Consider the following 18,795-nt stretch of genomic DNA (forward strand, 5'->3'; position numbering starts at 1 on the left):
GGAACACTTGTGGAACGAATCTCATGGAATCAATATTTTATGGCGCAAAGCCATTTGCTGGCGCTGAGAAGCACATGTCCGAGACTGTCAGTCGGGGCAACCGTAGTCAGAGATAAGCGGATGATTGCCGGCGGATACAACGGCTCAATCGCCGGCGGCGTCCATTGCGCTGATGAAGGATGCCTTTTAATAGATAATCATTGCCAGAGGACCATACATGCAGAGATGAATGCGATTCTGCAATGTTCTAAGTTCGGTGTTCCGACGGAGGGCGCCGAAATTTATGTGACGCATTATCCTTGTATTCAATGCTGCAAATCAATTATCCAGGCAGGCATCAAAACGGTCTATTATGCCGAAGATTACAAAACACAGCCTTATGCAAAAGAGCTGTTCAGCCAAGCCGGAGTCAAGGTGGAGCAGGTCGAACTTGATGAAATGATCATCGATCTGAAAAACCGCGAAAAATTGTCTTTTGTCGCAGGTCTGATTCAGCAATTATCTGATGCGGGAGTTAAGGCAGATGAACTGAAAAAAATTCATGAACAGGCCAATGAGCTGTTTACCAGTTACGTATAAATGAAATATAAATACCTTCTTCTGCCTCTGGCGGCGGTTTCTGCAACTGCGGGGATTGCCGCCGCTCATGTCTTCTGGGTTCTGCTCCTTTTTCTTCTGTATCTTCTCTTTATTATGATAAAAACAAAGCAGCCTGCTCCGGTTATCATCTGCCTCGTTTCTTTTTGTGTTTATTTCTTTCTTTATACGGTTTGTGACGCTGCGAATGTAACGCGGTATCAGGCCGGCAGTTATACTGAACAGGCCATCATCACTAATATTCCGAAGGTTGATGGAGCGAAAATGTCAGCCGTTATCCGTACACATGACAAGGAAAAATGGGCGGCTTCGTATAAAATCCGGTCTCTTGAGGAAAAGAGACGCATTGAACAGCTTGAACCGGGGATGCGCTGCACGTTTACAGGCTCTCTGGAACAGCCTGCACATGCGACGATTCCCGGAGGTTTTGATTATAAGGAATATCTTTACTCTCAGCAGATTCACTGGTTATTTTCCGTGACTTCCATTCAGCGGTGTGAAAAATCCAAACAGCCGCTGTTTAAACTGCTGAACATCAGAAAAAATTTGATTTCAATCATTCGGAATCACGTGCCTGAATCTTCCGCCGGAATTGTTGAAGCGCTGACCTTAGGTGAAAGATTTTCTATAGAGGACGATATACTGAGTGCATATCAAAATTTAGGAGTCGTTCATTTAATGGCGATTTCCGGAATGCATGTCGGTCTTATTACGGCGGGACTATTTTATGCTCTGATCAGAATCGGGCTGACAAGAGAAAAGGCGGGGATGTTGCTGCTGCTGTTTTTGCCGGTGTATACGCTGCTGAGCGGTGCCGCCCCATCCGTATTGCGCGCATCCCTCATGCTGGGATTTTATATCGCCGGAACTCTTGTTAAACGCGGCATTCATTCCTCTGCTGCATTGTCTCTGTCTTATCTGCTGCTCCTGCTGTTTAATCCTTACCTCCTTTGGCAGGCGGGCTTCCAGCTTTCCTTTGCGGTAAGCGCCTCTTTAATTCTGTCATCCTCCATTTTAAAGAAAGCGGGGAAAAGCAGACTTGCCGGGCTTGCGATGGCCTCATTCATTGCAGAGCTCAGCTCACTTCCGTTTCTTCTCTATCATTTTCAGCAAATTTCACTTGTCAGTTTTCCGATGAACATGGTGATGGTGCCATTTTATACGTTATTTGTCATTCCGGTTTCTGTCATCGGTTTCCTTCTTCTTTTGCTTTCAAGGCAGGTGGGAGAATGTTTGTTTGATATGTTTGACCTTGTGATGAAGCCTGTGCATGATTTCATTACATATGCGGCATCCGTTGATTTATTTACTATGATTGTGTCAAAGCCTGACTTTCTTTCCCTTCTTCTGCTTGCGGTTTCCGTTTTTACGCTTTTTGCGGCTTTGGAAAAGGGAGGTTTTTTAAAACTCAGGAAATCGGCTCTTTTTTTCTGCGCGGTTTTGGCTTATTTAATATGCCGTCCGTATTTCAGTCCATGGGGAGAAGCGGATATGCTTGATATCGGGCAGGGAGACTCGCTGTTTATAAGCGCGCCGCACCGCAAAGGGACCGTAATGGTTGATACAGGGGGAGTGATTGCTTATCCCGGAGAATCATGGAAAGAAAAACGCCACCCGTATTCTATCAGCGAGAAGGTTTTGATTCCGTTTTTAAACGGAAAAGGGGTGAAAAAGCTGGATGCGCTGATTTTAACCCATGCGGATCAGGATCACATCGGGGAAGCCGGAGTGTTAATCAAAAATCATAGAGTCAAACGGTTAATTGTCCCCGTGGGATTCGTAAAAGAACCGAAGGATCAGAACATATTAAATATGGCGAAAGAAAACAACATTCCCGTTGCCGAAGCAAAGCGGGGCGACACCATTACAGCGGGTGATCTTCAGTTTCAGGTGCTGTCTCCGGAGTCATCTGACGGAAAGAGTAAAAATGATTCATCACTGGTGCTTTGGACGGTTTTAGGCGGAGTGAGCTGGCTTTTGACGGGAGATTTAGAATCGGACGGCGAAACAGAAGTGCTGAAAACGTATCCGAAACTGAAGGCTGATATATTGAAGGCGGGTCATCACGGCAGCAAAAGCTCAACGAGTGAAGCCTTTTTGAAACAGCTTCAGCCGGAAGCAGCGCTGATTTCAGCAGGAAAAGAGAATCGATACCATCATCCGCATGAAGAAGTGCTGGATCGTTTGAAGGCGTACTCTGTCAATGTGCTTCGCACCGATATCAGCGGAACGATTCAATACAGATTTGAAAAAGGCGCCGGAACGTTTTCCGTCTTCCCTCCATATGATATAGAAGAAACCAGGGCGCAAGAAGTAAAAAAGACTGCCGATTGACAGCAGCCCGGAATGCGGCTAAGAGCCGATAAGATGGATGGCTGTTGCCATCACGAACAAAAAGGCGAAAAATCCGAAGGACACGACAAAACCGACAGCTGAGTCAACAGCATCATTTCGTTTGCTTTGAACGTTTTTTTCAAAATCATTCAATTTCATCCCTCCTGACTTCCCTAAGTATACTGGAATTGTTTTGAAAAATCTAGAAGTGATGGTAACGTTTTCTGTTCTTGTGATTATCGCCTTTTTACAAGCAGACCCGGGAGCTTGTGAATCAGGCGTTTATTATAAATGAGGAAGCTGTCCTTTTTAAAGCTTCCTCTTTACTATTTGCCGAACTCAATTTAGGATAGAAGGGGATCAAGAAAGAGAGGAAGTCATACGATCATGGTATTTGATGTTTGGAAAGCCCTGAAAAAAGGGGATGTCCGCTCCGTTTATTGCTTATACGGAAAAGAAACGTATCTGCTCCAAGAGACTGTCAGCCGGATCAGACAAGCTGTCGTTGATGAGGAGACTAAAGATTTTAACCTGTCTGTTTTTGATCTTGAAGAGGATCCGCTTGACCAGGCCATAACCGATGCGGAAACGTTTCCGTTTATGGGAGAGAAGCGGCTGGTTATCGTAAAAAATCCGTCTTTTTTAACAGGGGAAAAAAAGAAAGAAAAAATAGAGCATAATACAAGCGCTTTGGAGACTTACCTGAAGGAGCCTGCGCCTTATACGGTCTTTGTGATTGTGGCTCCGTATGAAAAGCTGGACGAACGGAAAAAGCTGACGAAAGCGCTGAAGCAAAAAGCCCTTATGATTGAAGCTAAGGAGCTGAATGCAAAGGAGACGACTGATTTTACGATTAATCTGGCGAAATCCGAAAATAAAACGATGGATACAGAAGCTGCCGAGCATTTGGTTCTGCTTGCAAACGGCCATCTGTCTTCCATATATCGGGAAATACAAAAACTCTCCGCCTACACCGGTGACAGACATGAGATCACGCTTGAAGATGTCCGGGAGCTTGTCGCAAGAAGTTTGGAGCAGAATATTTTTGAGCTGATCAACAAAATCGTGAACCGAAAACGGACGGAAAGTCTTCAAATATTTTATGATCTTTTAAAACAAAACGAAGAACCGATCAAAATTATGGCGCTGATCGCCAACCAATTCCGTCTGATTATGCAGACAAAGTATTTTGCGGGACAAGGATACGGCCAAAAGCAAATCGCTTCCAACTTAAAGGTGCACCCTTTCCGGGTAAAGCTGGCGATGGATCAGGCGAGGCTTTTTTCTGAAGAAGAGCTGCGGCGTATTATAGAAAGGCTCGCAGTGATGGATTATGAAATGAAAACGGGGAAAAAGGACAAGCAGCTCTTGCTGGAGCTCTTTCTCCTTGAGCTTCTCCGGACTGAATGAAAAAAACGATCCCCGTTAAAGGGATCGTTTTTGTATTATGCAGAAAGTCCGTTCACTTGTTTCGCAAGTCTAGATTTGTATCGAGCTGCGGCATTTTTGTGTACAAGACCTGTTTTCACTGCTTTATCAATGCGTTTCGCTGCTTCAGAAAGAGCAGTTTTCGCTTTATCCGCTTCGTTGTTAGCAACAGAAGCTTCAACTTGTTTGATTGCAGTACGCATAGCAGATTTGATTGTCGCGTTATGAGCGCGGCGTTCGTTGTTTGTTTTTGTACGTTTAATCGCTGATTTAATGTTTGGCATGTGTTTCACCTCCTAAGATACAACCTGTAGCACAGTGTCTTAAGGTTAAATCTTCTTCACAATAGAACAAATTGTATTCTATCAAACAGAACTTTAGATTGCAATATAAATGTAAAGTATTTTTCGTTGATGGGTAAATTCGCATGATTCGTTTTGTAAATGGCCACACTATGTACCACGATGATTGAAGGAGGTCTTTCCTGTGAAAAACAACGAACTGGATGTCAATCAATTTCTGATACGGACGGATTTAGCGGTAGAAACGAAACAGGCGGTAAAAGACGGACAAGCCGGTCAGACAAAAGAAATAAACGGGTTTATTGAAAAAGAACGCGACAAGGGCGGCATTAAAGTCAGAACCGTCGATATTACCAAAGAAGGCGCCGAGCTATCGGGGAAAAAGCAGGGACGCTATGTCACGATCGAGGCTCAAGGGGTTCGGGAACACGACTCTGACATGCAGGAAAAAGTAACGGAAGTGTTTGCCGAGGAATTTTCCGCCTACCTGTCGGCATTAAAGATTCCAAAGGATGCAAGCTGTTTGATCGTCGGTCTCGGCAACTGGAATGTGACGCCGGATGCGCTCGGCCCTCTCGTGACCGAAAACCTTCTTGTGACACGGCATCTGTTCAGGCTTCAGCCGGAAAACGTACAGGAAGGGTACAGGCCGGTCAGCGCGCTTGCTCCCGGTGTGATGGGATTAACGGGAATTGAAACGAGCGATATTATTCAAGGTGTGATCAAAGAATCAAAGCCGGATTTTGTGATTGCGGTAGACGCTCTTGCGGCAAGAGCCGTTGAAAGGGTGAACACGACCATCCAATTTTCTGATACGGGCATTCACCCGGGATCAGGCGTCGGCAATAAGAGAAAAGAATTAAGCAAGGAGACGCTCGGCATCCCCGTCATCGCAATCGGGGTACCGACTGTCGTTGATGCGGTTACGATCGCGAGCGATACGGTGGATTATATATTAAAGCATTTCGGCAGAGAGATGAAAGATGACAGCCCGTCAAGATCTCTGGTGCCCGCCGGAATGAACTTCGGCAAAAAGAAGGTGCTGACAGACGAAGATCTTCCCGGAGAAAAAGAACGCCAATCCTTTCTCGGTATTGTCGGCACGCTGGACGAAAACGAAAAACGCCAGCTGATTCACGAAGTGCTCTCTCCGCTCGGCCATAATCTGATGGTCACGCCGAAGGAGATTGACACCTTTATTGATGATATGGCGAACGTGCTTGCAAACGGGTTAAACACCGCCCTTCATGAAAAAGTGTCACAAGATAACAAAGGTTCTTATAATCATTAAAATGGTTCTACCTCCTCTAGCTTGTTCATAGAGTAATTACTAGACAAGCGCTGGAGGGATTCAAATCATGAGAAAAAAACGCAGAAACCGTCAAATTGTCGTTGCAGTAAACGGTGGAAATGCGCTCAAGGGCATGTTTTTGTTTATGACAAGCCTTATCGTTATTTTCGTATTATCGGGTGTGCTCACATCGCTTCGCCCTGAACTGAGGCTTTCTTCGGATTCTCTTCACGGAATTGCCGGAGAACTTCCGGGTGACGCGTTTGCACACCTCCTCGGTATGGAAAATCATTATTTCGCCTCAGAGCTTCCTGAAAAAGACTCTTTTCAGCTGTCCCGGCTTTCCTTAAAACTGGCGACAAGTATTAATATGGAAGACCCGCGGAGTTTCTTGGGACGTGAGCTGCCGGGATTTGCCCAATACGATACGGAGATCCTTCTGGCGGGGCAGGGGACGGATTATACGAATATGCCTGCTGAATCTCCGCCGCCGTCGAAGGTGATGGAAAAAGAAAAAGAAGTGAACCTGGCAGAAATCGAAAACAAAACGAAAAAAGAAGAAACGGCGCCGCCGAAACATTCAACAGGCAGCAAAAAAGTCGTTTTTATTTACCACACTCATAATACCGAATCCTATCTTCCTCTGTTAAAGGGGGAAACAAATCCGAATAACGCCCGCCATTCGAAGGCCAATGTCACGCTTGTCGGAGATATGTTCGGAAAAGCGCTTGAAGCGCAAGGTGTAGGAGCGACCGTAGATAAAACCGACATTCAGGCCCGCCTGAACAAAGACGGCTTAAATTATGCGCGAAGCTATGACGAATCAAGGCCGGTCGTAAAAAGCGCGCTCGCCAAAAATAAAAATCTGCAATATACCATAGACATTCACCGGGATTCCCGCCGCAAGAAAAATACGACAGCCGACATCAAAGGAAAAAGCTATGCCAGAGTCGCCATCGTGGTCGGGAAAAAAAGCGCTAATTTTGAAGAAAACTATAAACTCGCAAGTGAACTTCATAAGCTGATGGAGAAAAAATACCCCGGCTTAAGCGTCGGTGTTTTATCAAAAGGCTCTCCGGGAGATAATGGAGTATACAACCAGGATTTAAACGACAGGTCGCTTCTGCTGGAATTCGGGGGCGTGGATAACAATCTAGAAGAACTGAGGCGCGCATCAGATGCCGCGGCCGATGTGTTCAGCGAACTGTACTGGGATGCAGACAAGGTCAGCTCGCAATCAGGAGAGAAGAAAAAACAATAGAAATCAGGTGATTCGAATGATCCGTTTTACCGGCAAATGCCTGCTGATCGCCATTGTCATGTTTTTCGGCGTTTTGTTCGGCATGCAGCAGGCAAACAGCGGAATGCTTGATATGAAAGGATACAAAGATCCCTCCTTAAAAGGAGCATTCACGCTCGGCGGCGGAGAAGGACAGGAAAAAGAAGCTTCCATTTTGGGGCAAACCGTTACGGCGAAAGATCTGGAAGAAAAACAAAAACAGCTGGAACAGGCGGAAACCTTCAACCTGTTTTCAAAAGCGGGAGAAACCCTTTCAAATACCGTGACGGACTCGGCGCAGGCGATGTACGAGTGGGTTTCGAAACTGAACCGATAGCATTGATGAAGAGAAAAGCGGATGATTCCTTAAAGGAAGCTTTTCTCTTTCTTGTTTTAATTGAATGTTTACAATCCTATTGATATAATCTAAGCTAGTGTATTTTGCGTTTAATAGTAGGAGTGATAGATTGTGACAGATAAAGAAAAGCGTTTAGAGAGGCAGTCAAGAATCCGGAATTTCTCCATCATCGCCCATATAGACCACGGCAAATCGACCTTGGCGGATCGGATTTTAGAAAAAACATCGGCGATCACCCAGCGGGAAATGAAAGAACAATTGCTTGATTCAATGGACCTTGAACGCGAACGGGGAATTACCATCAAATTAAATTCCGTTCAGCTGAAATACAAAGCAAAAGACGGAGAAGAATATATATTCCATCTCATCGACACGCCCGGACACGTCGACTTTACATATGAAGTTTCGCGAAGCCTGGCTGCCTGTGAAGGCGCGATTCTCGTTGTTGATGCGGCTCAGGGAATAGAAGCGCAGACATTGGCGAACGTCTATCTGGCGCTTGATAATGATCTTGAGATTCTTCCTGTCATTAATAAAATCGATCTTCCGAGCGCAGAGCCAGAACGTGTGCGTCAAGAGGTTGAGGACGTTATCGGCCTTGACGCTTCAGACGCCGTCCTCGCTTCAGCGAAAGCGGGCATCGGCATCGAAGACATTTTAGAACAGATCGTAGAAAAAGTGCCGGCTCCCGCGGGAGATCCGGAAGCTCCGCTGAAAGCGCTCATCTTTGACTCGCTTTATGACGCGTACCGCGGAGTCGTCGCGTATATCAGAGTCGTAGAAGGAACGGTCAAACCGGGCCAGAAAATTAAAATGATGGCAACCGGAAAAGAGTTTGAAGTCATTGAAGTCGGCGTCTTTACGCCGAAAGCGCAGCCGGCTGACGAATTGACAGTCGGTGACGTAGGCTATTTGACAGCCGCAATCAAAAACGTCGGCGACACCCGTGTCGGTGATACGATCACGAGCGCGGTTAAGCCTGCGGCAGAAGCGCTTCCGGGCTACCGCAAACTCAATCCGATGGTATACTGCGGACTTTATCCGATTGACACAGCCAAATATAATGATTTGCGTGAAGCTCTGGAAAAACTTGAATTGAACGATTCATCTCTTCAATACGAGGCGGAGACGTCACAAGCCCTCGGCTTCGGTTTCCGCTGCGGTTTTTTAGGAATGCTTCACATGGAAATCATTCAAGAGCGGATTGAACGGGAATTTAAAATTGACCTTATTACGACCGCGCCGAGCGTTATTTATGACGTTTATATGACGGACGGCGAAAAGATCATCGTGGATAACCCGTCAAACATGCCTGACCCGCAAAAAATAGAGCGGGTGGAAGAACCTTATGTCAAAGCGACGATGATGGTTCCGAACGATTACGTCGGAGCGGTTATGGAGCTTTGTCAGGGGAAACGGGGCAACTTTATCGATATGCAGTACTTAGACGCCAACCGGGTCAGCATTGTATATGAGATGCCTCTTGCGGAAATCGTATATGAATTTTTTGATCAGCTGAAATCCAGCACGAAAGGGTACGCCTCTTTCGATTACGAGCTGATCGGCTACAAACCGTCCAAACTCGTCAAAATGGATATTATGCTGAATGCAGAAAAAATTGATGCGCTGTCGTTTATCGTGCACCGCGATTACGCATACGAGCGCGGGAAAGTCATCGTCGAAAAATTGAAAGAATTGATTCCCCGCCAGCAATTCGAAGTGCCCGTACAGGCAGCGATCGGACAGAAAATCGTGGCCCGCTCAACCATTAAGGCCATGCGGAAAAACGTCCTTGCAAAATGTTACGGAGGAGACATCTCGCGGAAACGGAAGCTTCTTGAAAAACAAAAAGAAGGAAAACGCCGGATGAAGCAGGTCGGCTCGGTAGAAGTGCCGCAGGAAGCGTTTATGGCCGTTCTTAAAATGGATGACAGCCCGAAAAAATAACGGAAGCCGCCGCAGTCCCGCGCTGCGGCTTCTTTCTGTAAAGAAGAAGGTGTTTCAAAATGAAATCAGCTTATATTCATATTCCGTTTTGTGAGCATATCTGCCACTATTGCGATTTCAATAAATATTTTATTCAGAGCCAGCCTGTCGATGAGTACTTAAACTCACTCGAAAAGGAAATGATAAATACAATAGAACGGACGGGACGCCCTGATCTCCGCACGATTTTTATCGGGGGAGGCACGCCGACATCGCTCTCACCCGCCCAGCTGGAAAAATTGATGGATTCCATTCACCGCGTGCTGAAACCTTCTGACGGACTCATAGAATTTGCCGCGGAAGCGAATCCGGATGATTTGTCCCCGGAAAAATTAAAAATCATGAAAAATGCCGGTGTCAACCGGCTGAGCTTCGGTGTTCAAACCTTTGAAGATGAGCTTTTACAAAAAATCGGCAGAGTGCATAAACAAAAGGACGTATTCACTTCCTTTGAACGTGCGAGGGCTCTCGGCTTCGACAACATCAGTCTCGATTTGATGTTCGGCCTGCCGGGTCAGACGCTGGCCGATCTTGACAATTCCGTCAAAACGGCTTTGTCTCTTGGTGCGGAGCACTATTCCGTTTACTCGCTGATCGTAGAGCCGAAAACGGTGTTTTATAATTTAATGCAAAAAGGCCGCCTGCATCTCCCGGCGCAAGAACAAGAGGCCGAGATGTATGAAACGGTCATGAGGCAGATGAGTGAAGCAGGCATCCGCCAATATGAAATCAGCAACTTTGCAAAGCCCGGATACGAGTCGCAGCATAATCTGACGTATTGGAGCAATGAAGCGTATTTCGGTTTTGGCGCAGGCGCTCACGGGTATATCAGCGGCACGCGCACCGTCAACGCCGGGCCTGTGAAACATTACATTCAGCTCATCGAAGAAAAGGGGCTGCCTTATCGTGACACGCACGAGGTGACACGTGAGGAGCAGATTGAAGAAGAAATGTTCCTCGGTCTCAGAAAAATGTCCGGCGTACAAAAGCAAGCTTTCCTCGATAAATTCGGACGCTCGGTTGACGAACTGTTTCCCGATGTTCTCAAAGATTTAACCGAAAAAGGCCTGATCTGTGACACGGAAGAATCGGTTGCATTAACGCATGAGGGCAAATTATTAGGAAATGAGGTTTTTGGCGCTTTTTTGGGTGAGTTATAATTGACATTTTTCTTTTGGTTTGTTACTTTTGATATAGAATTAGCACTCGCTGACCTTGAGTGCTAACAGGGGTGATGATGATGTTAACAAATCGTCAGCTGTTGATCCTGCAAGTGATTATTAATGATTTTATACAATCAGCGCAGCCTGTAGGATCAAGAACTCTTTCAAAAAAAGACGAGATTACATTCAGCTCTGCAACGATCAGAAACGAGATGGCTGACTTGGAGGAATTGGGCTTTATTGAAAAAACCCATTCATCCTCAGGACGGATTCCGTCGGAAAAAGGGTACAGGTATTATGTCGATCATTTGCTGTCACCCGTCAAGCTGACAAAAACCGATCTGGATTTAATTCACTCGATATTTAAAGAAAAAATCTTCGAGCTGGAAAAAACAGTCCAAAAATCAGCGCAAATCCTGTCCGACCTGACAAACTACACATCGATTGTCCTCGGGCCGACGCTGAGCGAGAACTATCTTAAACAGATTCAAATCGTTCCGATCCAGCCGGATAAGGCGGTCGCCATCCTCGTCACGAACACGGGGCATGTCGAAAACCGCACCATCAATTTCCCGGCTAAAGTGGATTTGGCCGATATTGAAAAACTGGTCAATATATTAAACGATCGATTAGCGGGCGTGCCGATGGACGAACTGAATGAGCGCATTTTTAAAGAGGTTGTCACATATTTAAGGCAGCATATCGCCAACTATGACAGCATACTTGAATCGCTCCGCTCCACATTCCATCCGGCGGCCCACGTTGAGAAATTGTTTTTCGGCGGAAAGATCAACATGCTGAATCAGCCGGAGTTCCATGATATTGAAAGGGTCCGCTCGCTTTTATCTTTAATTGAAAAAGAGCAGGATGTTCTGAAGCTGTTTCAGTCATCAAAAGCGGGGATTTCAATCAAAATCGGGAAAGAAAACGACTACGAAGAAATGGAAAACTGCAGCTTAATCACGGCCACTTATACAGTTGATACGAAACAGATCGGATCAATCGCGATTATCGGGCCGACGCGCATGGATTATTCAAGAGTCGTCAGCCTGCTGCAGCATGTGACTTCGGACTTGTCAAAAGCATTCACAAGTTTGTATGATGAATAAGGGAATTTTGGCAATCATTTTCAGTCATCTTTTTACAGCATTTGAGGGAGGTGAACACAATGTCAGAAGAAAAACAAACCGCAGAACAGGTTGAAGCAGCAGAACAAGAAGAAGTGACAGAACAGGCAGAACAAGCGGCTTCACAAGAGCAGCATGAAGAAACGGCAGGTCAGGAAGAAGCCCTTCAGCACCAAATTGATGAATTGCAGGGTTTGCTTGATGAAAAAGAAAACAAGCTTTTGCGTGTTCAAGCAGACTTTGAAAACTATAAACGACGCAGCCGCCTTGAGATGGAAGCTGCTCAGAAATACCGTTCTCAAAACGTCGTAACGGAAATCCTTCCGGCTCTCGACAACTTTGAACGGGCGTTACAGGTAGAAGCTGAAAGCGAGCAGACAAAAAGCTTGCTGCAAGGTATGGAAATGGTCCGCCGCCAGCTGATGGACGCACTTGAAAAAGAAGGCGTTGAAGCCATCGAAGCTGTCGGTCAGGAATTTGATCCGAACCTTCACCAAGCCGTCATGCAGGTGGAAGATGAAAACTTCGGCAGCAATATTGTTATCGAAGAACTGCAAAAAGGCTACAAACTGAAGGATCGCGTCATCCGTCCTTCAATGGTAAAAGTGAATCAATAACTACATAGCAGGAGGTAATTCAAAGTGAGTAAAGTAATCGGAATTGACTTGGGTACGACAAACTCATGTGTGGCAGTGCTTGAAGGCGGAGAGCCTACAGTTATCGCCAACGCTGAAGGAAACCGTACGACTCCGTCAGTCGTTGCATTTAAAAACGGCGAGCGCCAAGTAGGGGAAGTGGCGAAACGCCAATCAATCACAAATCCTAACACAATCATGTCTGTTAAACGCCATATGGGTACTGACTATAAAGTGGAAATCGAAGGAAAAGACTACACGCCTCAAGAAGTGTCAGCTATTATCCTTCAGCATCTGAAAGCATACGCTGAAAGCTACCTCGGCGAAACAGTTTCAAAAGCCGTTATCACGGTTCCTGCATACTTCAACGATGCAGAGCGCCAAGCGACAAAAGATGCCGGTAAAATCGCCGGTCTTGAAGTAGAGCGTATTATCAACGAACCGACTGCAGCAGCGCTTGCATACGGACTTGATAAAACGGACGAAGACCAAACGATTCTTGTTTACGACCTTGGCGGCGGTACGTTTGACGTATCTGTTCTTGAACTTGGCGACGGCGTGTTTGAAGTCCGTTCAACTGCCGGTGACAACCGTCTTGGCGGGGACGACTTTGACCAAGTCATCATCGATCATCTCGTAGCAGAATTCAAAAAAGAAAACGGCATTGATCTTTCAAAAGACAAAATGGCGCTTCAGCGTTTGAAAGATGCGGCTGAGAAAGCGAAAAAAGATCTTTCCGGCGTATCATCTACACAAATTTCTTTACCATTTATCACAGCGGGAGAAGCAGGTCCTCTTCACCTTGAGCTGACACTGACCCGCGCTAAATTCGAAGAGCTTTCCGCTCACCTTGTTGAGCGCACAATGGCTCCTGTCCGTCAGGCTCTTCAAGATGCGGATCTTTCTGCGAGCGAAATCGACAAAGTTATCCTTGTCGGCGGATCAACACGTATTCCTGCCGTACAGGAAGCAATTAAAAAAGAAACGGGTAAAGAAGCGCATAAAGGCGTAAACCCTGATGAAGTTGTAGCGCTGGGTGCAGCGATTCAAGGCGGCGTCATCACGGGAGACGTAAAAGACGTTGTTCTTCTTGACGTTACACCGCTTTCTCTCGGTATTGAAACAATGGGCGGCGTGTTCACGAAACTGATCGACCGCAACACGACAATTCCGACGAGCAAGTCTCAAGTATTCTCAACTGCAGCTGACAACCAAACGGCTGTTGACATTCATGTGCTTCAAGGTGAGCGCCCGATGTCTGCCGACAACAAAACGCTCGGCCGCTTCCAGCTTACTGATATCCCGCCTGCACCGCGCGGCGTACCGCAAATCGAAGTTTCTTTCGATATTGACAAAAACGGTATCGTAAACGTAAGAGCGAAAGACTTAGGCACAGGAAAAGAACAAAACATTACAATCAAATCTTCTTCAGGTCTTTCTGATGATGAGATCGAACGCATGGTAAAAGAAGCGGAAGAAAACGCTGACGCTGATGCGAAGAGAAAAGAAGAAATCGAAGTCCGCAACGAAGCTGACCAGCTTGTGTTCCAAACGGAAAAAACATTAAAAGATCTGGAAGGCAAAGTGGACGAAGAGCAAGTGAAAAAAGCAAACGACGCGAAAGACGCGCTGAAAGCCGCTATCGAGAAAAACGAAATTGAAGACATCAAAGCGAAAAAAGATGAGCTTCAAACAATCGTTCAAGAGCTTTCTATGAAGCTTTATGAAGAAGCGGCAAAAGCGCAGCAGGCTGAAGGCGCAGCAAACGCTGAAGGCAAAAAAGCGGATGACAACGTTGTCGATGCGGAATACGAAGAAGTAAAAGACGACGAAACGAAAAAATAAGTTCTTTCCCGCATGGCTTTAGGCGGAAGAACACCCAGCATATTCTGATTCAACAGACAGAAAGTCAAAGTCAGGCATCTCTTGGCTTTGACTTTTTTTCTTGCCCGGGATAAAAGGAATTGAAAAAACATAATTCAAAATGATACAATCTAATTTATGTGAGAAATTCGGGAGAGTGAAGCGAGATGAGTAAGCGTGATTACTATGAAGTGCTTGGGGTAAGTAAGAGCGCTTCAAAGGATGAAATCAAAAAAGCCTATCGGAAGCTTTCAAAAAAATATCATCCTGATATCAATAAAGAATCCGGAGCAGATGAAAAATTCAAAGAGGTAAAAGAAGCGTACGAAGCGCTCTCAGACGACCAAAAACGCGCTCAATATGACCAATTCGGCCATACAGACCCTAACCAGGGATTCGGCGGCGGTTTCGGAGGCGGCGGAGACTTCGGCGGCTTCGGTTTCGATGACATATTCTCAAGCATCTTTGGAGGCGGCACGAGACGCCGTGACCCGAATGCGCCGCGGCAAGGCGCGGATCTGCAGTATACAATGACCCTGTCATTTGAAGACGCGGCTTTCGGAAAAGAAACGATCATTGAAATTCCGCGCGAAGAGAATTGCGAAACATGTAAAGGATCGGGCGCAAAGCCGGGAACAAAGCCGGATACGTGCTCGCACTGCGGAGGTTCAGGCCAGCTGAACGTCGAACAGAACACGCCGTTTGGCAAAGTGGTTAACCGAAGAGTCTGCCACCACTGTGAAGGAACAGGAAAAATCATCAAAAACAAGTGTTCTGACTGCGGCGGCACGGGCAAAGTGAAAAAACGGAAAAAAATCAATGTCACGATTCCTGCCGGTGTGGATGACGGACAGCAGCTGCGCGTTCCGGGCCAAGGTGAACCTGGCGTAAACGGAGGGCCTGCGGGAGATCTGTTTGTCGTATTCCATGTGCGCGCCCACGAGTTCTTTGAACGCGATGGAGACGATATTTATTGCGAAATGCCGTTAACGTTTGCCCAAGCGGCACTCGGAGACGAAGTGGAAGTGCCGACGCTTCACGGAAAAGTGAAATTGAAAATACCTGCCGGCACACAAACCGGCACGAAATTCAGATTAAGAGGCAAAGGCGTTCAGAACGTCCGGGGCTACGGACAAGGCGACCAGCACATTGTCGTCCGCGTCGTCACACCGACGAATCTGACAGACAAACAAAAAGACATCATCCGCGAGTTCGCTGAAGTCAGCGGAAACCTGCCGGATGAACAAGAAATGAGTTTCTTTGACAAAGTAAAACGCGCATTTAAAGGCGAGTAATGATTGGATAGGAGTTGGTAGTTTTGAAATGGTCCGAAATCAGCATTCACACAACACATGAAGCGGTCGAACCCATCTCAAATATTTTGCATGAAGCTGGTGCGAGCGGGGTTGTCATCGAAGATCCGCTTGATTTAATGAAAGAGCGTGAGAATGTTTACGGGGAAATCTACCAGCTCGACCCCAATGATTACCCCGATGAGGGTGTCATTGTCAAAGCGTATCTGCCGATTAACAGTTTCCTCGGCGAAACGGTGGACGGCATTAAAGAGACGATTAATAATCTGCTTTTGTACGACATTGATTTAGGCAGAAACACAATCACCATTTCTGAAGTTAATGAAGAAGAATGGGCGACAGCTTGGAAAAAGTATTATCATCCGGTGAAAATTTCTGAAAAATTCACGATCGTACCCACATGGGAAACGTACACACCCGTGAATACCGATGAACTGATTATCGAAATGGATCCGGGCATGGCATTCGGTACGGGAACGCATCCGACAACCGTTCTGTGCATTCAGGCGCTTGAGCGTATCGTTCAAAAAGGCGACCATGTCATTGATGTCGGCACCGGTTCAGGAATTTTAAGCATCGCGGCCGCCATGCTTGAGGCCGAATCGGTTCATGCATATGACCTTGATCCGGTCGCTGTTGAAAGCGCGCGTCTGAATCTAAAATTGAACAAAGTGAGTGATACGGCCGAAGTGAAGCAGAACAATTTGTTAGACGGCATCACGGGCGAACATGATGTCATTGTCGCAAATATTTTGGCGGAAGTGATTCTCCGCTTTACATCACAGGCGTACGACCTGCTCAAAGACGGAGGCCATTTTATTACTTCAGGCATTATCGGCCAGAAAAAACAGGAAGTAAAAGAAGCGTTGGAAAAAGCCGGCTTTACCATCACAGAAATTCTGTCTATGGAAGATTGGGTCAGCATCATCGCGAAAAAATAACAGTTAGTAGGTGTCACAGCGTATGCAACGATATTTTATCGAGCTCACGAAGCAGGAGATGGACGAAACTCCCGATTTTCAAATTACGGGGGAAGACGTCCACCATATAGCGAACGTCATGAGAATGAGTGCGGGAGACCGGATAATCTGCTGTTCGAAAGACGGCCATGAAGCGTTATGCCTGCTCAAAGCGGTTTCTAAAGATCATATATCATGCAGCATTGCTGAATGGACGGGTGAAAACCGTGAACTGCCTTTGAAGATCAGGATCGCCAGCGGCCTTCCGAAAGGCGATAAGCTTGAATGGATTATCCAAAAAGGGACCGAGCTGGGGGCTAGTATGTTCATCCCCTTTCAAGGCGCCAGATCCGTCGTTAAGCTAGACGACAAAAAGGCAAAGAAAAAGCGGGAGAGATGGGCGAAAATCGCGAAGGAAGCGGCGGAGCAATCGTACCGCAATGAAATTCCCGAAGTGAAAACCGTTTATACGTTCCGGCAGCTGCTTGAAATGGCGGAGAATGTCGATAAATGTGTCGTTGCATACGAGGAGTCATCAAAGCAGGGGGAAACGGGCGCTTTCGCCGCGGAGCTTAAAAGCCTTCCGCAAGGTTCGTCTCTTTTAATCGTATTCGGCCCTGAAGGCGGTCTGACTGAGTCTGAAGTTCATCAGCTTTCAGAAAAAGGCGCCGTCTTATGCGGCCTCGGACCGAGAATTTTACGGACTGAAACTGCGCCTCTTTACGCGTTAAGCGCAGTTTCCTATCATACAGAGTTATTAAGAGGTGATCAGTAATGGCAACTGTTGCTTTTCATACCCTTGGCTGCAAGGTCAATCATTATGAAACAGAAGCAATCTGGCAGCTGTTTAAAGATGCGGGTTATGAACGAAAAGAATTCGAACAGACAGCAGATGTATATGTCATTAATACATGTACGGTAACAAACACGGGAGATAAAAAAAGCCGTCAAGTCATCAGACGGGCGATCCGCCAAAATCCTGACGGCGTCATCTGCGTAACAGGGTGCTATGCGCAAACCTCTCCGGCAGAAATTATGGCCATCCCGGGTGTTGACATCGTCGTCGGCACGCAGGATCGTGAAAAAATGCTCGGTTACATTGAGCAGTACAGGGAAGAGCGTCAGCCGATCAACGGCGTCGGCAATATTATGAAAGCACGCGTGTTTGAAGAGCTGGATGTTCCCGCTTTTACTGACCGCACAAGAGCGTCGTTAAAAATCCAAGAGGGCTGCAATAACTTCTGTACGTTCTGCATTATCCCTTGGGCGCGCGGCCTGCTTCGTTCCCGCGATCCGGAAGAAGTCATTAAACAGGCGCAGCAGCTGGTGGATGCCGGCTATAAAGAAATCGTCCTGACGGGGATTCATACGGGCGGCTACGGCGAAGATATGAAAGATTATAATTTCGCCAAGCTTCTCCGCGAGCTTGATACACGTGTAGAAGGACTGAAGCGGATCAGAATTTCATCTATTGAAGCAAGCCAAATCACTGATGAAGTGATTGAAGTGCTGGACGCGTCTGATAAAATCGTCCGCCACCTTCATATCCCGATTCAGTCAGGATCAAACACCGTTCTGAAACGGATGAGACGCAAATATACGATGGAATTTTTCGCGGACCGTTTAAATAAGCTGAAAGAAGCGCTGCCGGGTCTTGCCGTCACATCTGATGTCATCGTCGGTTTCCCGGGTGAAACGGAAGAAGAATTTATGGAAACATACCGGTTCATTAAAGAACATAAGTTTTCAGAGCTTCACGTATTCCCTTACAGCAAACGTACCGGAACACCTGCGGCCAGAATGGAAGACCAGGTTGACGAGAACGTGAAAAACGAACGGGTGCATAAGCTGATTGCGCTGTCTGACCAGCTTGCCAAAGAATACGCCTCCGATTATGAAGGAGAGGTTCTGGAAATCATTCCGGAAGAGGCATTTAAAGAGTCTGATGAGGACGGCATGTTCGTCGGCTATACGGACAATTACATGAAAGTCGTCTTCAAAGGCACGGAAGATGTAATCGGCAAACTTGTCAAAGTCAAAATTCAAAAAGCGGGCTATCCGTATAATGAAGGACAATTCGTCCGCGTCGTTGAGGATGAAATGACCCGGAACATGCGCATGTCTTCATAACAGATAAAAAAACCGGTGCCTTCCCGCATC

The 18,795-nt window shown here is 46.5% G+C and carries 16 protein-coding genes and 2 pseudogenes; 16 read left to right on the forward strand and 2 right to left on the reverse strand.

From position 1 onward, the window contains the following. Positions 1 to 9 precede the first annotated feature (9 nt). Together ACWJJ5_RS12210 and ACWJJ5_RS12215 are read left to right on the forward strand one after the other, a co-directional pair. Positions 10 to 579, forward strand: coding sequence for a ComE operon protein 2 (locus ACWJJ5_RS12210; RefSeq protein ID WP_003152868.1), 570 nt, complete (start codon positions 10 to 12; stop codon positions 577 to 579). Continuing rightward, complete coding sequence (locus tag ACWJJ5_RS12215; RefSeq protein WP_327969212.1) at positions 580 to 2,931, forward strand: DNA internalization-related competence protein ComEC/Rec2; 2,352 nt, start codon at positions 580 to 582, stop codon at positions 2,929 to 2,931. Positions 2,932 to 2,949: 18 nt separating this feature from the next. On the opposite strand, the gene ACWJJ5_RS12220 is transcribed toward ACWJJ5_RS12215, so the two are convergent. Further along, positions 2,950 to 3,084 (reverse strand): YqzM family protein, encoded by a 135-nt coding sequence (locus tag ACWJJ5_RS12220; RefSeq protein WP_003152870.1) that lies wholly within the window; start codon positions 3,082 to 3,084, stop codon positions 2,950 to 2,952. A gap of 40 nt (positions 3,085 to 3,124) precedes the next feature. On the opposite strand from ACWJJ5_RS12220, the pseudogene ACWJJ5_RS12225 reads away from it, so the two are divergent. Together ACWJJ5_RS12225 and holA are read left to right on the forward strand one after the other, a co-directional pair. Further along, positions 3,125 to 3,279, forward strand: a pseudogene (locus ACWJJ5_RS12225) (hypothetical protein). Positions 3,280 to 3,318: 39 nt separating this feature from the next. Beyond that, positions 3,319 to 4,360 (forward strand): annotated as a pseudogene (holA, locus tag ACWJJ5_RS12230) (DNA polymerase III subunit delta). A gap of 16 nt (positions 4,361 to 4,376) precedes the next feature. On the opposite strand, the gene rpsT reads toward holA, so the two are convergent. Further along, on the reverse strand, positions 4,377 to 4,643 hold the full coding sequence (gene rpsT / locus ACWJJ5_RS12235; protein WP_003152876.1) for a 30S ribosomal protein S20: 267 nt from the start codon (positions 4,641 to 4,643) through the stop codon (positions 4,377 to 4,379). A gap of 202 nt (positions 4,644 to 4,845) precedes the next feature. Here rpsT and gpr point away from each other — a divergent pair, with 202 nt between their 5' ends. From gpr to mtaB, 12 genes are all read left to right on the forward strand, one after another. Then, a complete protein-coding gene (gene gpr / locus ACWJJ5_RS12240; protein ID WP_003152878.1) occupies positions 4,846 to 5,952 on the forward strand; it encodes a GPR endopeptidase in 1,107 nt (368 codons plus the stop codon). Positions 5,953 to 6,019: 67 nt separating this feature from the next. Continuing rightward, the gene (gene spoIIP / locus ACWJJ5_RS12245) at positions 6,020 to 7,213 is read left to right on the forward strand and encodes a stage II sporulation protein P (RefSeq protein ID WP_454022437.1); all 1,194 of its coding nucleotides are present in this window, start codon (positions 6,020 to 6,022) and stop codon (positions 7,211 to 7,213) included. Positions 7,214 to 7,229: 16 nt separating this feature from the next. Then, complete coding sequence (locus tag ACWJJ5_RS12250) at positions 7,230 to 7,568, forward strand: YqxA family protein (protein WP_007408270.1); 339 nt, start codon at positions 7,230 to 7,232, stop codon at positions 7,566 to 7,568. 132 nt (positions 7,569 to 7,700) lie between these two features. Beyond that, the gene (gene lepA, locus ACWJJ5_RS12255; RefSeq protein WP_013352938.1) at positions 7,701 to 9,536 is read left to right on the forward strand and encodes a translation elongation factor 4; all 1,836 of its coding nucleotides are present in this window, start codon (positions 7,701 to 7,703) and stop codon (positions 9,534 to 9,536) included. A gap of 59 nt (positions 9,537 to 9,595) precedes the next feature. Then, the gene (gene hemW, locus ACWJJ5_RS12260; protein ID WP_025649831.1) at positions 9,596 to 10,735 is read left to right on the forward strand and encodes a radical SAM family heme chaperone HemW; all 1,140 of its coding nucleotides are present in this window, start codon (positions 9,596 to 9,598) and stop codon (positions 10,733 to 10,735) included. A gap of 80 nt (positions 10,736 to 10,815) precedes the next feature. Further along, the gene (gene hrcA, locus ACWJJ5_RS12265) at positions 10,816 to 11,847 is read left to right on the forward strand and encodes a heat-inducible transcriptional repressor HrcA (RefSeq protein WP_017418176.1); all 1,032 of its coding nucleotides are present in this window, start codon (positions 10,816 to 10,818) and stop codon (positions 11,845 to 11,847) included. Between the two features lie 59 nt (positions 11,848 to 11,906). Then, a complete protein-coding gene (gene grpE, locus ACWJJ5_RS12270; RefSeq protein ID WP_003152892.1) occupies positions 11,907 to 12,482 on the forward strand; it encodes a nucleotide exchange factor GrpE in 576 nt (191 codons plus the stop codon). Positions 12,483 to 12,506: 24 nt separating this feature from the next. Beyond that, positions 12,507 to 14,345, forward strand: a complete 1,839-nt coding sequence (dnaK, locus tag ACWJJ5_RS12275) for a molecular chaperone DnaK (protein ID WP_003152893.1) — start codon at positions 12,507 to 12,509, stop codon at positions 14,343 to 14,345. A 185-nt stretch (positions 14,346 to 14,530) separates the two neighbouring features. After that, a complete protein-coding gene (gene dnaJ, locus ACWJJ5_RS12280; protein WP_003152895.1) occupies positions 14,531 to 15,658 on the forward strand; it encodes a molecular chaperone DnaJ in 1,128 nt (375 codons plus the stop codon). Between the two features lie 23 nt (positions 15,659 to 15,681). Further along, positions 15,682 to 16,617: a 50S ribosomal protein L11 methyltransferase gene (gene prmA, locus ACWJJ5_RS12285; RefSeq protein ID WP_077722610.1), complete on the forward strand. Its 936-nt coding sequence runs from the start codon at positions 15,682 to 15,684 to the stop codon at positions 16,615 to 16,617. A 22-nt stretch (positions 16,618 to 16,639) separates the two neighbouring features. Then, the gene (locus tag ACWJJ5_RS12290) at positions 16,640 to 17,410 is read left to right on the forward strand and encodes a 16S rRNA (uracil(1498)-N(3))-methyltransferase (RefSeq protein ID WP_094247719.1); all 771 of its coding nucleotides are present in this window, start codon (positions 16,640 to 16,642) and stop codon (positions 17,408 to 17,410) included. Then, positions 17,410 to 18,765, forward strand: a complete 1,356-nt coding sequence (gene mtaB, locus ACWJJ5_RS12295) for a tRNA (N(6)-L-threonylcarbamoyladenosine(37)-C(2))-methylthiotransferase MtaB (RefSeq protein ID WP_014305444.1) — start codon at positions 17,410 to 17,412, stop codon at positions 18,763 to 18,765. The genes ACWJJ5_RS12290 and mtaB overlap by 1 nt, the downstream gene beginning before the upstream one ends. Positions 18,766 to 18,795: the final 30 nt, after the last annotated feature.

This window comes from Bacillus sp. JK74, from assembly GCF_053663395.1.

Excerpts from the sequence above, each read along its gene's own strand:
- spoIIP (WP_454022437.1), top strand. The coding sequence starts at position 6,020 with ATGAGAAAAAAACGCAGAAACCGTCAAATTGTCGTTGCAGTAAACGGT.
- hrcA (WP_017418176.1), top strand. The coding sequence starts at position 10,816 with ATGTTAACAAATCGTCAGCTGTTGATCCTGCAAGTGATTATTAATGAT.
- rpsT (WP_003152876.1), bottom strand. The coding sequence starts at position 4,643 with ATGCCAAACATTAAATCAGCGATTAAACGTACAAAAACAAACAACGAA.
- dnaJ (WP_003152895.1), top strand. The coding sequence starts at position 14,531 with ATGAGTAAGCGTGATTACTATGAAGTGCTTGGGGTAAGTAAGAGCGCT.
- grpE (WP_003152892.1), top strand. The coding sequence starts at position 11,907 with ATGTCAGAAGAAAAACAAACCGCAGAACAGGTTGAAGCAGCAGAACAA.
- ACWJJ5_RS12215 (WP_327969212.1), top strand. The coding sequence starts at position 580 with ATGAAATATAAATACCTTCTTCTGCCTCTGGCGGCGGTTTCTGCAACT.
- ACWJJ5_RS12250 (WP_007408270.1), top strand. The coding sequence starts at position 7,230 with ATGATCCGTTTTACCGGCAAATGCCTGCTGATCGCCATTGTCATGTTT.
- ACWJJ5_RS12290 (WP_094247719.1), top strand. The coding sequence starts at position 16,640 with ATGCAACGATATTTTATCGAGCTCACGAAGCAGGAGATGGACGAAACT.
- mtaB (WP_014305444.1), top strand. The coding sequence starts at position 17,410 with ATGGCAACTGTTGCTTTTCATACCCTTGGCTGCAAGGTCAATCATTAT.
- hemW (WP_025649831.1), top strand. The coding sequence starts at position 9,596 with ATGAAATCAGCTTATATTCATATTCCGTTTTGTGAGCATATCTGCCAC.